The organism is Brevundimonas sp. 1080, from assembly GCF_040545985.1.
Classification (GTDB): Bacteria; Pseudomonadota; Alphaproteobacteria; order Caulobacterales; family Caulobacteraceae; genus Brevundimonas.
This window is the reverse complement of sequence record NZ_JBEPMW010000004.1, coordinates 37166-51314: the sequence shown is the minus strand read 5'-3', so window position 1 is coordinate 51314 and position 14149 is coordinate 37166. Positions and strand designations below refer to the sequence as shown.

At 67.0% G+C, this 14149-nt stretch carries 12 protein-coding genes; 6 read left to right on the top strand and 6 right to left on the bottom strand.

The genetic code is table 11. The features are described from left to right. Position 1: 1 nt before the first annotated feature. Together ABIC32_RS14260 and ABIC32_RS14255 are read right to left on the bottom strand one after the other, a co-directional pair. Entirely contained in the window at positions 2-1210 is a 1209-nt protein-coding gene (locus tag ABIC32_RS14260; RefSeq protein ID WP_066554680.1) for an LL-diaminopimelate aminotransferase, read from the bottom strand. A 163-nt stretch (positions 1211-1373) separates the two neighbouring features. Beyond that, positions 1374-3407 carry a TonB-dependent receptor gene (locus ABIC32_RS14255; protein ID WP_354074624.1) on the bottom strand — a complete coding sequence of 678 codons (2034 nt, stop codon included), beginning with the start codon at positions 3405-3407 and terminating at the stop codon, positions 1374-1376. A 123-nt stretch (positions 3408-3530) separates the two neighbouring features. Here ABIC32_RS14255 and ABIC32_RS14250 point away from each other — a divergent pair, with 123 nt between their 5' ends. Further along, entirely contained in the window at positions 3531-4121 is a 591-nt protein-coding gene (locus tag ABIC32_RS14250) for a class I SAM-dependent methyltransferase (protein WP_354074623.1), read from the top strand. A gap of 9 nt (positions 4122-4130) precedes the next feature. Here ABIC32_RS14250 and ABIC32_RS14245 read toward each other — a convergent pair whose 3' ends face one another. Both ABIC32_RS14245 and ABIC32_RS14240 read right to left on the bottom strand, forming a co-directional pair. Continuing rightward, positions 4131-5276 carry a glycosyltransferase family 4 protein gene (locus ABIC32_RS14245; protein ID WP_354074622.1) on the bottom strand — a complete coding sequence of 382 codons (1146 nt, stop codon included), beginning with the start codon at positions 5274-5276 and terminating at the stop codon, positions 4131-4133. Between the two features lie 3 nt (positions 5277-5279). Next, positions 5280-6245: a glucosamine inositolphosphorylceramide transferase family protein gene (locus tag ABIC32_RS14240; RefSeq protein WP_199059148.1), complete on the bottom strand. Its 966-nt coding sequence runs from the start codon at positions 6243-6245 to the stop codon at positions 5280-5282. A 197-nt stretch (positions 6246-6442) separates the two neighbouring features. On the opposite strand from ABIC32_RS14240, the gene ABIC32_RS14235 reads away from it, so the two are divergent. The 3 genes from ABIC32_RS14235 (at position 6443) to ABIC32_RS14225 (ending at position 10497) form a co-directional block, all read left to right on the top strand. Continuing rightward, positions 6443-6970, top strand: coding sequence for an RNA polymerase sigma factor (locus ABIC32_RS14235; protein ID WP_233156306.1), 528 nt, complete (start codon positions 6443-6445; stop codon positions 6968-6970). A gap of 109 nt (positions 6971-7079) precedes the next feature. After that, positions 7080-8036 (top strand): FecR family protein, encoded by a 957-nt coding sequence (locus ABIC32_RS14230; protein ID WP_354074621.1) that lies wholly within the window; start codon positions 7080-7082, stop codon positions 8034-8036. After that, positions 8023-10497, top strand: a complete 2475-nt coding sequence (locus tag ABIC32_RS14225; RefSeq protein WP_354074620.1) for a TonB-dependent receptor — start codon at positions 8023-8025, stop codon at positions 10495-10497. Before ABIC32_RS14230 ends, ABIC32_RS14225 begins: the two co-directional genes overlap by 14 nt. 296 nt (positions 10498-10793) lie before the next feature. On the opposite strand, the gene ABIC32_RS14220 is transcribed toward ABIC32_RS14225, so the two are convergent. Further along, entirely contained in the window at positions 10794-11561 is a 768-nt protein-coding gene (locus ABIC32_RS14220) for a sterol desaturase family protein (protein WP_354074619.1), read from the bottom strand. A 74-nt stretch (positions 11562-11635) separates the two neighbouring features. Here ABIC32_RS14220 and ABIC32_RS14215 point away from each other — a divergent pair, with 74 nt between their 5' ends. Then, positions 11636-12121, top strand: coding sequence for a sterol desaturase family protein (locus ABIC32_RS14215; protein ID WP_354074618.1), 486 nt, complete (start codon positions 11636-11638; stop codon positions 12119-12121). On the opposite strand, the gene fni is transcribed toward ABIC32_RS14215, so the two are convergent. Then, positions 12088-13131, bottom strand: a complete 1044-nt coding sequence (fni, locus tag ABIC32_RS14210) for a type 2 isopentenyl-diphosphate Delta-isomerase (RefSeq protein WP_354074617.1) — start codon at positions 13129-13131, stop codon at positions 12088-12090. The genes ABIC32_RS14215 and fni overlap by 34 nt on opposite strands. 109 nt (positions 13132-13240) lie before the next feature. Between fni and ABIC32_RS14205 the strand changes: the two genes are divergently transcribed. Continuing rightward, complete coding sequence (locus ABIC32_RS14205; protein ID WP_354074616.1) at positions 13241-14137, top strand: polyprenyl synthetase family protein; 897 nt, start codon at positions 13241-13243, stop codon at positions 14135-14137. Positions 14138-14149 lie beyond the last annotated feature (12 nt).

Below are 14149 nucleotides of genomic sequence, written 5' to 3'. Positions count from 1 at the left end.
GTCAGTCTTCCCGGCTGGGCGGCACATTGACGCCTTGCGATTTCAGATAGGATTTGATGTTGCGCGCGGCCTGGCGGATGCGCTGTTCGTTCTCGACCATGGCGATGCGCACGAAGCCCTCGCCGTTCTCGCCATAGCCCACGCCCGCCGCCACCGCGACCTTGGCGTGGGTCAGCAACTGCTTGGAGAACTCCAGACTGCCCAGATGCTTCAGCGCTGGCGGCAAGGGCGCCCAGGCGAACATGGAGGCGGCCGGCTTGGGAATGTCCCAGCCCGCGCGGCCGAAACTCTCGACCAGCACATCGCGCCGGCGGTGATAGAGTTTGCGGTTCTGCTCGACGATGTCCTGCGGCCCGTTCAGCGCGGCGCACGCCGCCGCCTGGATCGGCGTGAAGGCGCCGTAGTCGAGGTAGGATTTCACCCGCGTCATCGCCGCGATCAGCGTCTTGTTGCCGACCGCAAACCCCATGCGCCAGCCCGCCATACTGTAGGTCTTGGACAGGGAGGTGAACTCGATCGCCACGTCCTTGGCGCCCGGAACCTGCAGGATCGAGACCGTCGGCTTGCCATCGTAATAGAGTTCCGAATAGGCCAGGTCGCTGATGATCCACAGGTCGTTGGCCTTGGCGAAGTCCACGACGCGTTCGTAGAAAGCCAGATCGACCGTCTCCGCCGTCGGGTTCGACGGGTAGTTCATCACCAGGATCTTGGGCCGCGGCACGGTGAAGGCCATGGCCCGCTCCAATGCCTCGAAATACTTCTCGTCCGGCGTAGTCGGCACGCTGCGGATCGCCGCCCCGGCGATGATGAAGCCGAAGGTGTGGATCGGATAGGACGGATTGGGCGCCAGGATCACGTCGCCCGGCTCGGTGATGGCGGTGGCCAGGCTGGCCAGCCCCTCCTTGGAGCCCATGGTGACGATCACCTCGGTCTCGGGATCCACATCGACGCCGAAGCGGCGGCCGTAATAGTTGGCCTGGGCGCGGCGCAGGCCCGGGATGCCGCGTGACGCCGAATAGCCGTGGGCGTCCGGCTTCCTGGCCACCTCGATCAATTTGTCGATCACATGCTGGGGCGGCGGCAGGTCGGGGTTGCCCATGCCTAGGTCGATCACGTCCTCGCCTGCCGCACGGGCCGCCGCGCGCATCGCATTGGTCTCGGCGATGACATAGGGCGGCAACCGCTTCATGCGGTAGAATTCTTCGGACATGACAGGCTCGTCGTTGGGATCAGCGGCCGTGGATCGACCGCCTTTAGCGCTTAGCGCGCCAGCGGCCTCGCGCAACAGCATTGAAGGTCATTTTCACCCGTCAGGCGGACGAAATCTGTGCGTCGCGCAAAAACCTGGTCGAGAAGACAGCCGGTCCGCGTGCTCAATAGCTCAACCGCAGACCGATGCTGAGCGTTCGCGGCGGGCCGTATCCGGCGACGCCCGTGCCGGTTTCCGACACCTCGACATCCTCGTCGAACAGATTGTCTGCCGCCATCCAGAGGGTCGCCTTTGGGGTAAAGGCCCACTCTGCTCGCCCATCCAGCGTCACGGCGGCGTCCAGCACCCGGCTGTTCAGGTCGTCGTCGAACCGGCTCGATTCATAACGTGCCGCCAGGGCCAGGGTCAGTCGATCGGTCGCGCGCCAATCCAGCCCGGCCGTCGCGCTCCATTCCGGCGCTTGGGCAGGACGCAAACCGGTCAGCTGCGCGGCGGACGATCCGCCGTCGATCTCGGCATCGGTCCAGGACGCAGCGGCGTTCAGCGACACGGCTGACGACAGGTCCAGCGCCCCTGTCAGTTCCACGCCCCAGGCGTCGATGGTCCCGGCGTTTTGGCGCTGGCGCAGCACGCCGCCTGCCGGCACGAACCCGGCGCGCGGGAAGGTCGCCGGCCCGGACCCGAGCGTCACATTGACGATGGCGTCCTCGATCTGGTTCCAGAACACCGACGCGCCCCAACGCACGCCCTCGCGGTCGAAGGCCAATCCCGTCTCCACGCCCTTCAGCGTTTCCGGCGTCAGGGCGGCGTTGGCCTCGGTGATGTCGTTGCCGACGCGGAACGGCCGATGCAGTTCGTTCAACGTGGCGGGCCGGAACCCGGAATAGGCCGCCACCCGCGCCGCATAGCCGCCGCCCAGATCACGCCGAAGGGCCAGACGCATGCTGACCACCTCGCCCGACCGATCCGGATCGCTTTCGTTCAGCAGGACGGCGCCGGTCGCCAGCGTGTTCTCCTGACGGAATCCGCCGGTATTCTCCCATCGATCGACCCGCAGTCCGCCAGCCACCAACCATTCGGCCGCGGTCCAGGACGCATCGACATAGGCCCCGGCCACTGCCGTCTCCCCGCCCGCACGCCGAATGCGGGTGAAGCCGGCCCCTGTCGGATTGCTGAACAGTTCGTTGGTTTCGCCGTCGTTGAAGCGCGCATCGGCGCCCAGCTCCCACTCCAGCCGTCCGCCCGCGAAATCCGCCATGCGGCGGCGCAGCGCCGCATTCAGTCCCCATCCCGTCGCGGGCGTCTTGAACTGATCGTTGGCCGGCGTCGTGGTCGAGCGGTCGGCCGACACCGAGGCCGAACTGTTAGCCAGATTGCTGTCGATCCGCCACGCCTGCAGCCGCCAGCCATAGCCGTCGGCCGACGGGGCCTGCGCCGCCGTGGCGCTCAAGCTATGCCCGCTGGCGTTGGCGCGCGTTCCGGCCAGACCCGATCCGCGATCCTCCTCCCAGGTCGCCGCCCTGACCGACAGGTTCGCCTGTCCCAAGGCCGTATCGACGCGCAGCGCTGCACTTCGGCTGTCGAGATCCAGCGGCGTGTCCGCGGCGCCTGCCGCCGGCCCGCGCACCGGCACATAGCCGTCGCTGACTTCGCGCAACCCGCTCAACGTCACCGCCAGAGGTCCCAGTCGCGTGGAGGCGGACCCCGCCGCCCGCAACCCGCCGCGCTCGGACGCGGACACATCCACCGCGCCGCCTTTCGCGCGTTCACGCAGGGTGATCGTGCCCGTCAGCGCGCCCGCGCCATAGGGGCCCGAGCCCGCCCCCCGGATCACATCCAGGCTCTCCAGAGATTCCGGCGTCGCCTGGGACCAGATGACCCAGCCCCCGAACGGATCGTTCAGCGGCACGCCGTCCAGCAGCACCAGCGTCCGCCCCGCCCCGGACGGCGCGATGGCCCTCAGCGAAATCCCTTGCGTCGTCGGATTGGCCGCCGCGCTGCTCGTGCGCCGAAACAGCGACACCGCGGGCACGGATCGCAACGCCTCGTCCAGACGCGACGACCGGGACAGCACCGCCTCATCGATCCGCACAACGGAAAACGCGGCGTCCGCCGCCGCCGGCGGCAGACGCGCGGCGGTGACGACGATCTCGGGCAAGGCGGTGGGCGTGACGGGGGGAGGAACGTCCTGGATCATGCGCCGTCAGTAGGCGGTCGTTTCGCCACATCAAAGCCCGGCGATCCGAAACGCCCAGAAAAGCGCGAGACAGATCGCCGCCCCCTCGATAACAACCGTATCGAACAGTCCAAGGGGAAGCACGTGGGTCTGGGAACGCTCGTCAGGGGTCTGATCTTCGGTAAGGACGCCGACCGCAGGCGACGGTCCGCCAAGGCGGCGCGAATCCGCGCCCTGCCCGACCGACAGGTGATGGCCGACAGCTATGTCCCAGCGTTGGCGGCCGACGGCGGGCGCATCATGTGGGTCGGTTGCCGCGAGTATACTCTGGACGACTACGCCTTGCTGGAGGCGCAGGGCGGCGAGGTCTGGACCACCGACATCGATCCGGCGGCCGCACGCTGGGGCCGCGAAGGTCGCCACCGCACCGGCGACATATGCGAGGCGGATCGGCTGTTCTCGGACCTGACCTTCGACGCCGTCGTCTGCAACGGCGTGCTGGGCTATGGCGTCGACAGTTCCGAGCAGCAGCAAAGGGCGCTAAAGGCGTTGGCCGCCATCCTTCGACCCGGGGGACGGCTGCTGCTCGGCTGGAACACAGACAAGATCGCCGATCCCGTCGCCGCCGGCCTGACTGAAGCCGACTTCCAGGCCGCGCCCCTAGGCGACCAGCCGACGCGCGTGCGATTCGACGCGGTCACCCACGTTTACGACAGCCTCGTCCGAAGGGGCTAAAGCCTAGCCCTAAAGCTGGGTAAGCGACGCCGCCGGCCCGAACAGAGGACGCCGGCGCAGCGTCGGCTTCGGCGTGACGAACGCCTTGTCGACCAAGGCCTCGCGCAAGGCGTCCAGCTCGGCGGCGCGCGCGGCCGGCGAATGCACCCGCTCGACATAGGCCTGCCCGCCACGCGCCAGAGCCAGACGTTCATCGGGATTTTCGACCAGACGCATCATGGCGCTTGTCAGAGAGCCGGCCTCCTCGACATCGACATACTGCGCATATTCGCCGCTGGCTTCGCGCAAGCCGCCGCGTCCCGACGATATCAGCGCCGCACCCGCCGCATGGGCCTCCAGCGCGGCCAGCCCCAGGGCCTCGCGCACGCGCGACGGCGTGACCGCGATGGCGGCGCGCTGCGTCATCGCTCGCACCGCGTCCAGCGACGCTGATTTGTGGATTTCGACCCGGTCGCCGAACCGCTCCAGCATCCGCACCTGTGGCGCAGCCCAGTCCTCATGCTTGTCCCAGTCGCCCAGCATCAGCGCGCCGCGCCAGTCGGGATGACGATCGAGCGTCGGGGCTAAGGCCGTGCAGAACAGGTCCAGCCCCTTGTCCTTCATCGCCCGTCCTGCAAACAGGATCAGCTTCTCGCGCTGCTCGGGCGATGCACGCCAGACGTCGCTGTCGATCGGATTGCAAACCGACGAGACGCGTCCCGCCAAACGCGGATAGTCCATCGCGAACTCTTCACCCGCCGCCCGGCTGACGAACACCAGCCGGTCGAACCGCGCCAGGCGTCGACCGTATCGTAAACGTTCGATCAGGTTGCGCGACGGCTTGATCCGCGTGTGGCGATAAAGAATGTGGATCGCGTCCGGCAACTGCCGCGCCAACTCCGACGCCGCCTTCAGCTGCTGATGGTATTCCACAATGTCCGGCGACAGTTTCTTCAGAACGTCGACCACGGCCGCGTTTCGCGCCTTGCGCCCCAGTCCGGCCGGCACCGTCACCATCTGCACGCCCGTCGGCGTCGGCCCGCCGGCATCGGCGATCAGCGTCACCAGCCGGTTCAAACGGCTGTGCGCCGACAGGGTGCGCACCACCGTCTCCATGGAGTTGGTCTTGTCCGGACAGAAGGTGCAGCCTCGCGGCAGAACGACGGCGATACGCATGGTCTAGCCTTCCTTCCGAACGGAAGCGGTGTCGAATATCTTGGGATGAATGGCGGCGCCGGTGGCGCGACTACCGCGCGGCCCGTTCAGGCCCAGCAGCCGACGCGCCTTGAAGCCGGCCTTCAGCCATGGCTCCGCCGACGACTGGCGGATGCCCTTCACATCGATGAGGGTGACGTCGCCGTGACCGGACAGGGTGTGAAAGCCGTCGCCGTAACCGTCCAGCAGATGGCCCGGCTCGAACCGTTTCACGACCACCGCCGAAAACGCGTCCGGCGACAACACATCGATCCGCAGCAGATTGATGGCCGCGCCATAGGTCACGGCGCAGTCCTGCACCGGCAGATGAAGCGCGCCGTCATGGACGAACGCCGAGCCGCCCGGCCGCGAATTCTGGAAACCGCTCAGCACCGGATTGGTCGAATGCGGCGTCCAAGGCCCCGTCAGGCTGTCGGCCCAGGCAACGTGCAGTTCGCGCATCGCCCGGTCGTCCGGTCCGGGCAGGGCGTGGAACATCCACCACCGGCCGTCGTGCTTGACCACCGTCGCATCGATCGCAGCCGCCTCGCCGATGCGGGCCACCGCCTCCCACTGGTCCGGGAAACGCACGCAGCGATACAGGATCAGCCCGCCGCTCTTGTAGCCTTCCGGCAGCATATAGAGTTGGCCGCCGTCCTCGGTCAGGGTCGGATAGGACAGGTGCCAGGGCTCGGACAGGGCCACGCCCTGCCCCACCAGCCGGTCGTTGGCGTCATACTGGCGATAATGAATCTCGCCGCGGCGCACATGATAGTCGAACGCCTCGACGAAGACGGTCAGCACGCCGTCGCGCGTGATCCCAAATGGGTCCGCGACATAGGCATGCGGTCCGCAGTCCGGCAGCCAGACGATCTCGTCCGCGCGCGGCTCATGGTCAATGAAGCTGCTTAAGGGACGGCGGATGAAGCCCGAGCGCCAGAGATCGAACACAACGACGCCCTAGCCGACCGAAAGAACCGGGGTCGTCGTGCCGTCATGTCCTGCAAACGCGCGCATCTGGGTCCTGCTCGTCGCCGTAACACGGCGCCTTCATGACAAGGACGCCGCCGACCGACCCTTGCCTCATGAAAATCGTCACGGCATTGAAGGTCTTGGCCTGTTTGGCTGCACGAGAGGACTTCGCCCGTTTGACCGCGCCTGCCGCGCATCTCCTGATCGCCGCCTATCTCGAGCAGCGCGAGGATCTGGCCCGGTTCTGCCGCGCGCGGCTGGGCGGCGCGTCGGGCGATGTCGATGATGTGCTGCAGGACATCTATCTGAAGGTCTCGTCGCTCGATCCCGACCCGCCGCCGGACAATCCCCGCGCCTTTCTTTTTCGCCTGACTTCCAACCTGCTGATGGACCGCTGGCGGTCCGGGCAACGGTCGGCGAACCGCGACGCCCAATGGCGTCAGCTGAACCACGAGACGGGCGCCGCCGAAGACCTGGATGCGGCCCCTTCGGCAGAGGCGGTCGTCGCCGGGCGCGAGAAACTGGCGCGCCTTCTCGCCGCCTTGGACACCCTGCCCGCCAAGACCCAGACGGTCTTTCGCCTGCACAAGTTCGATGGGGTCAGCTATGCCGACGTCGCCGTCCAAATGGGCATTTCGCGCAGTTCCGTCGAGAAACACATGATGGACGCGCTCCGCGTTCTTTCCCGCAAGGTTCAACCCTGATGCCGATTCTTTTCACGGTCTGGGGGAATTTGTCTGAAGGCGAAAGCTTGGCGGCGCCGTCTTGCTATCAGGAGGCGCGTTGCACGGCGTTCCTCCAGGCTGGGATCGGATGACCGCACAAACCGACATCGAGGAGAAGGCGCTGCTCTGGTTCGTCGTCCTGCGTGACGACGAGGCGCCCGAATCCGCCTGGCTGGAATTCCAGGACTGGCTGGAGGCGTCGCCGACCCACGCCGCCGCCTATGACGCCGTCGAGCGTCTGTGGGTCGATCTGGACGCCCCTGCCTCGCTCGCGGCAACAGAGACCCCGGTCATCGACCTCGCCGCCGCGCGTGCACGTCGCGCCAAGCCGCGTTCACCCTGGCTGGGCGCGGCGATCGGCATCGCCGCCAGCGTGATGCTGGCTTTCGGCCTGTTCCTGTGGCTCACGCCGGGCTCGCAGGTGTACGCCACCACCGACGCGCCCCTGACGGTCGCGCTCGAGGATGGTTCGCACGTCTATCTGAACCGCCATTCCGCCTTGGACGTCCGGTTCGACGGCGACAAACGCTCGGTGTCGCTGACCGAGGGCGAGGCCGCCTTCGACATCGCCCACGACCCTGGCCATCCGTTCATCGTGGCTGCGGGCGATCATCAAGTCGAGGTTTTGGGGACCGCATTCAACGTGCTGAACCATGGCGACCGTTTCGCCGTCGCCGTGGAGCGTGGCGTCGTCGCCGTCACCCCCGTCAACGCGCCCAAGGTCCGCCTGGTCGCCGGTCAGGCGCTGGCGCAGCGCGGCGAACAGACCCCGGCCCTGTCGCAAGTGTCTCCGGACCAGACTTCCCCTTGGCGACAAGGCGTTCTCGTTTATCGCAACCGACCGATGACTGATGTCGCGGACGATCTTTCGCGTTATCTCGACAAGCCGGTCGTGCTATCGACATCGGCTCGGGCGTTGCGTTTCACCGGCGCCCTTCGCATTGGCGACGAGGCCGTGATGTTGAAGCAGTTGCAGGATTTCGCCCCCGTCCGCGTGGACGCCTCGACGCGTGAAGTCCGCGTCAACGCCCGTGAGGTCGGTTAAGGGCGGGCGGCCCCAACGCCTCGCCCTGTCCAAGCCATACACCGCCGCCCTTCTTCCCAGCCTCTTTCTGTTCGCCACAACGGCCCTGAGCACGCCGGCGCAGGCGGATGCGCGTCTGCTCGACATCTACATCCCGCGCCAGTCGGTGGACAACGCCCTGCTGGACCTGGCGCTTCAGGCCCGCGTTTCACTGGGCGGCAGTTTGACATCGTGCGCCGGCGTCAGCCCCGCGATCAGCGGGCGGATGTCGCTGGACGCGGCCCTCACACGATTGCTGGCGGGCAGCGGATGTCGCCACGCCATTCGCCAAGACGGCGCTGTGATCATCAGCAGGCAGCCGAGCGCGCCGCCCGCTCCCGCTCGACCGATCACCCCACGCCCCGCCGCCGCTGTGACGCCGCCAGAAAACGTGGCGCAGGTCAGCGAAGTCGTCGTGACCGCCCCCCGCCGACCCGAACTGATCCAGTCCTCGTCGTCGGCAATGACGGCGGTCGGCGCCGAACGCATTACTCGCGCTGGGGTTACAGGCATGCAGGGCCTGGACAGCCTCGTCTCCGGCATGACGGTGACCAATCTCGGCCCCGGCCGGAATAAAATCCTGCTGCGCGGCATATCGGACGGCGTCTTCACCGGTCTGACCCAATCGACCGTCGGCCTGTATCTCGACCTGACGCCGGTGACATACGCCGCCCCGGACCCGGATCTAAAGCTGATCGACATCGACCGGGTCGAGGTGCTGCGCGGACCGCAAGGCACGCTGTACGGCACCGGCCCCATCGGCGGCGTCGTGCGCATCGTCACGCGAGCTCCGGCGATGGGCGAAGAATCCCTGTCGCTCTCTGCGACCCGGTCGCGCACTGACGGCGGCGGCTGGAACTCAGACTATGGCCTGGTCGCGAACCTGCCGATCGCCGGCGACCGCGCCGCGATCCGCGCTGCCCTCTATGGCGAGACCTACAGCGGCTATATCAACGACGTCGAATTGAACCTGAGGCGGGTCAATGACGGCACGCGGCGCGGCGGCCGGCTGTCCGCCGCGCTCGTGATTTCGCCCGGTTGGACGGCGCGCGCCGGCGTCGTGCATCAGTCGATCGTCACCGAAGACACCCACTATGTCTATCGAGGGCTGGGTCCATTGCGACGCGCCAATCTGGTTCGAGAACCGCATCAGAACCGCTTCGACCAAGGCTCGGCCTCGATCGAGGGACGTGGCGCCTGGGGCCGGCTAAATGCATCGGTCTCGGTCGTGGAGCACGGCTTCAAGAGCCGCTACGATGCCTCCAGCGCCCTTCGTCGCTTTGGATCGGGCTGGCGCATCGGCGCGCTGGACGAAGGCAAGGATATTCACCTGGTCGTCGGCGAGGCCAACTTCGCCTCTCCCGATATCGGTCGCTGGCGCTGGCTGGCCGGCGGCCTGGTGTCATCCAACACCACGCGCACCAATCCCGTCCTGTCCGCGCTGACGCCTGAACCTCGCACCGTCTATTCGGAGGCGCGGCACGACCGGCTGAAAGAGGCCGCATTTTACGGCGAGGCGTCGCTGGAACTGCCCTACGACCTGACCTTGACCGCCGGGGCCCGCTACTACGCCCTTGAATACGACACCACCTCTCTGGTCCGCCAGGGCAGCCGCTCGCGATCCTTCGACGGACGCGGGGAATCCGCCGGCTTCACACCTAAGATCGCACTCGCTTGGCAGCCCAGCGATCGCCTCAATCTGTCCGCCCTAGTCAGCCAGGGCCACAGGACAGGAGGCTTCAACACCGCAGGCGTCATCGGTCAGGATTTCAGCGGCCTGTCCGATTCACCGGCGCGCCAGTACAAGCCGGACAGCCTGTGGAACGCCGAGTTGGGGGCCAAGTACCGGTCGGCGGACGGTCGCACCCGCCTGCGCGCCGCCGTCTACGCCGCGCGGTGGCGCAATGTGCAAAGCGACCAGTTCCTGCCCAGCGGCCTGGCCTATGTCGTCAACGTCGGCGACGGGGCCGACAAGGGCTTCGAGGTCGAGGCCAGCTGGCGTCCCACCGAGACGCTTGAGCTGTTCGCCAACGGGCTTGTCGCCGACCCGCGCATCACCTCGCCCAGCGCGCGGTTTGATTCCCGTCGCGACGCGAGCTTGCCTGGGGTGCCTCGGGCTTCTGCGAATGTCGGCTTCAGCTGGCGGCGTCCGCTAAGCGAGCGTCTTGAACTTTTGGCCGACGGCGGCCTGTCCTACGTCGGCGCGTCGCGCCTGACCTTCGACGGACGTCAGCAATATCGGATGGGGGACTACGGCACGGGAAGACTGGCCTTGGGCGTCGAGGCATCGGCATGGACCGCGACGATCTTCGTGGACAATCTGTTCGACACCGAAGCCAACACCTTCGCCTACAGCGACCCTTTCCGCCTCCCCGACGCCCAAGCCATGACGCCTTTGCGTCCTCGCACGATCGGCGTGACGCTGAGGTGGACACCGCGATAATCGCGGTTGAGTCCTATGATCGTAAGTGATGACAGCCGTTCCTAAAGTCAGTCTCCTCTCTACCCAAATTTCAGTCTGTGCGAGGCGCGTCTTTGAGCTGGGCATGTAGGCGGTCCGGCATTAGCGCGACGCGAAGCTGCGGCTCACGCAAATCGCTGGCTCCAATGGCCTGAAAACCATCCAGCCATTCTGTTCGCCACCATTTGAACTCCTACTTCTGCAATCCAAATCTCACCAAGATGGCCGCTTGGCGCTGTGGTTTCCGACGGGCATTGACCGTTAGGCAGCGTTGTTCGTCACGGCTTAGAATGCGGCGGCGACGACGCAAATCCAGATGCAGCCTCGCGCCGGCTCGACACCTCGGTCGAGGCTAATCGATCCCACATCTGGAAGTAGAGGCCATAGTTGCCGTTGAAGCGTTTGTGATGCGCATCGTGGTGGGTGGCGGTTATCATCCAGCACAGCGGGGCGCGTTTCAGCCAGGACGCGGGCCAGACTTCGCGGCCGGCGTGGTTCAGCACGGCGGTTGCGGTCATCAGGGTGAGCAGCGCCAGCGCTACGCCCCAATGGATCGGGATGAAGAGGGTCAGGGTTGGCAGGAACCAGGCCGTGGCGATAGCCTCGGCCGGATCGAAGGCGAAGGAGGCGAAGGCGCTGGGATCGCGCGACCGATGATGTTCGGCATGGGCCCAGGGGAAGATGCGCGGGTGGTGCAGCCCGCGGTGGACCCAATAGTAGAAGGCGTCGTGGGCCAGCATGTAGACGATGACGCTGACGGGCAGCCACCACAGCGGCCAGGCATTGATATCGTCGTAAATCGCCGTCCCGCCGCGCTTCCAGAGCTCGATGACGAGTGCGGCCGGCAGGGCGTAGATCGGGCAGGCGATCAGGGACGCGATGACTTCGGCGCGGATGCGTTTCGCCGCCGGCGGACTGTGGTTCAGCTGCCGCCCCCTTCCCGCTCCGCCCCACAGCAAGCTATGAGTCACGACACCGACCAGCAGATAGCGCACACCGATGATCAGGCTGAGCGCGAGGGTGGTGACGAACAGGTCCTTCAACATGGGCGCACAGACGGCGAAACGTCGCGCCGGGTCAAGTCGTGACGCGCGGTCCTCAAAGCGCCTATGATGCGGTCATGTCCTGGCCGACGATGATCCTGCTGTTCCTCGCCACCTTTTTGGGGATGGAGGTCTTCGCCTGGGCGATGCATCGCTATGTCATGCACGGCGTGCTGTGGACCTGGCACCGCAGCCACCATGAGCCGCACGACGACGTACTGGAAAAAAACGACCTGTTCGCCGTGGTGTTCGCCGCCCCGGCCATCGTCTCCGTCGCCTTGGGCCTGCATCTGTGGCCTTGGGCGCTGCCGATCGGCCTGGGCGTCACGGCCTATGGACTGATCTATTTCTTCTTCCACGACGGGCTGGTGCATCGCCGGTTCCCGACGGGGATTGCGGGACGCTCGGGGTTCTGGACGCGACGCATTCAGGCCCACCGGCTGCATCACGCGGTGCGGACGCGTGAGGGCTGTGTATCGTTCGGCTTCCTGTGGGTGCGGTCGGCGCGCGCGCTGAAGGCCGAACTGTCTCAGAAGCGCGGCGCTTCCAGCAACGGCGCCTGAGCCAGGGCGGCGAGGTCCGCCGAGCCGGTGCAGAAACAGGCCAATCTCAGCTGAGCCGCCATCAGATCCAGATGATCGACCACCGCCTCGGTCGAAGTCAGCGCCGCCTCCAGCACCCCGGCCGCCTGGCCGACCAGACAGGCGCCCAGCCGGATCGCACGCGCCGCATCCAGCCCGTCGCGGATGCCGCCCGACCCGATCAGATCCAGTTCCGGCGCGGCCCGGGCGCAGTCTAGCAGGCTGCGCGCCGTCGGTACGCCCCAGCCGGCGAAGGGCGCGGCCAGCGCTTCCGCCCGACCGCCCGTGGCTCGCGCGCCTTCGATCAGGCCCCAGTTGGTGCCCCCCGCCCCGGCCACGTCCAGCGCCGCGACCCCCATGTCCGCCAAGCGCCGCGCCACCGCGCCCGACAGGCCGGCGCCCGTCTCCTTGACAATCAGACGGCCAGGGAAGGCCGCCGCAACCCGTTCGATACCGTGCGCCACGCCGCGCCAGTCTCGATCACCCTCGGGCTGAATGCCTTCCTGCAAAGGGTTTAGATGAAGGATCAGGGCGTCGGCGCCGATCATCTCCATGGCCCGCCGCGCCTCGTCGACGCCATAGCCCAGGGCGAATTGCACGGCGCCCAGATTGGCCAGGATCATCGCATCGGGGGCCCGGCGTCGCAGATCCAGTCCTAGACCCAAACCGCCGTCCGTCTCCAGCGCCACACGCTGCGAGCCGACCGCCAGAACGACGCCCAGGGCCTGGGCGGCCTCAGCCAGCCGCGCATTGATCGCTTCGGCCCGCGACGGCCCGCCGGTCATCGAACTGATCAGGAACGGCAAGGCGACCCGTCGCCCCAGAAAGCGCGTCGCCAGATCGATCGCGTCGTGATCGATATCCGGCAGGGCGTCGTGAACGAAACGGACGGCGTCCAGACCCGAGGTCGTCTGGCTGACGCCTCGCCCGGCCCGCACATGGTCGATGTGTTCGTCCTTGCGCCGGATCAAGGCATCGGCGTCGGTGGACATCGCAAACGGCTCCTGGCGGGTTGCATCCGACGCGGTCGTGATGCCGTATGGCATCATAAAGGTTCGGCGCGTGGTCGCAACGCGACGCCGGCGAGTATGGGAGATCTGTATGGCGATCGTCGGCATCCGGCGCCAACCGCCCCTGGCGGACGCATCGTGCGACCCCGACGATCTGCGTCTGCAGGTTCAGGCGCGCCTGGCCGAGGTCGCGCCCGCGCATGGCGGCCTGCTGTCCACAGCGGCCCGCGAGGCCTTGCTGGGACAGGGAAAGCGGGTCCGGCCGGTGCTGGCCATGCTGGCGGCGGCGCATGTCGGCGGAGATCCGGAAGACGCCCTGGACTATGCCTGCGCGCTGGAGATGGTTCATGCCGCGTCGCTGGTTCTGGACGATCTGCCGTGCATGGACGACGCCTCGTTGCGTCGGGGCCAGCCGACACTGCACCGTCGCCACGGCGAGGATACGGCCGTTCTGGCGGCCGTGGCCCTGCTGAACCAGGCGACGCGTCTGGTGCTGCAGACCCCGGCGTCGGCGGAAACGCGTCTGGCGGCCCTGGACCTTTTGACGCAGGCGATCGGCTTCGACGGCTTGTCCGAGGGTCAGATGCGCGACCTGCGCGACGACGCACGGGATCGCGATGAAACTGCACTGCGCCAGATCAATGACCTGAAAACCGGCGCCCTGTTCGTCGCCACCGTGCGCGGCGGCGGTCTGCTCGGCGGCGGCGATGCGCAGGATTTGGCGCGGCTGTCGGTCTTCGGCGAGGCGATCGGCTTCGCCTTCCAGCTTTGCGACGATCTGCTGGATGTTTGTTCGACCGTCGACGCCGTCGGCAAGGACGTGGGTCAGGACGACGACACCACCACCTTCGTCGATCTGTGGGGCGAATGCCGAACCCGCGCGGCGGTGCGGCAATCCTTGGCCAAGGCGGTCGAGGCGGTCGGCCATGACAGCCCCCTGGCCCTCTATGTCCTAGACCTTTTCCAGCAGGCCGAACTTGGGGTCTGAGGTCACGCCGGC

Bases quoted from the DNA above. Each gene is read 5' to 3' on its own strand.
- ABIC32_RS14215 (WP_354074618.1), top strand. From the start codon at position 11,636: ATGTCCTGGCCGACGATGATCCTGCTGTTCCTCGCCACCTTTTTGGGG.
- ABIC32_RS14230 (WP_354074621.1), top strand. From the start codon at position 7,080: ATGACCGCACAAACCGACATCGAGGAGAAGGCGCTGCTCTGGTTCGTC.
- ABIC32_RS14245 (WP_354074622.1), bottom strand. From the start codon at position 5,276: ATGCGTATCGCCGTCGTTCTGCCGCGAGGCTGCACCTTCTGTCCGGAC.
- fni (WP_354074617.1), bottom strand. From the start codon at position 13,131: ATGTCCACCGACGCCGATGCCTTGATCCGGCGCAAGGACGAACACATC.
- ABIC32_RS14255 (WP_354074624.1), bottom strand. From the start codon at position 3,407: ATGATCCAGGACGTTCCTCCCCCCGTCACGCCCACCGCCTTGCCCGAG.
- ABIC32_RS14205 (WP_354074616.1), top strand. From the start codon at position 13,241: ATGGCGATCGTCGGCATCCGGCGCCAACCGCCCCTGGCGGACGCATCG.
- ABIC32_RS14220 (WP_354074619.1), bottom strand. From the start codon at position 11,561: ATGTTGAAGGACCTGTTCGTCACCACCCTCGCGCTCAGCCTGATCATC.
- ABIC32_RS14260 (WP_066554680.1), bottom strand. From the start codon at position 1,210: ATGTCCGAAGAATTCTACCGCATGAAGCGGTTGCCGCCCTATGTCATC.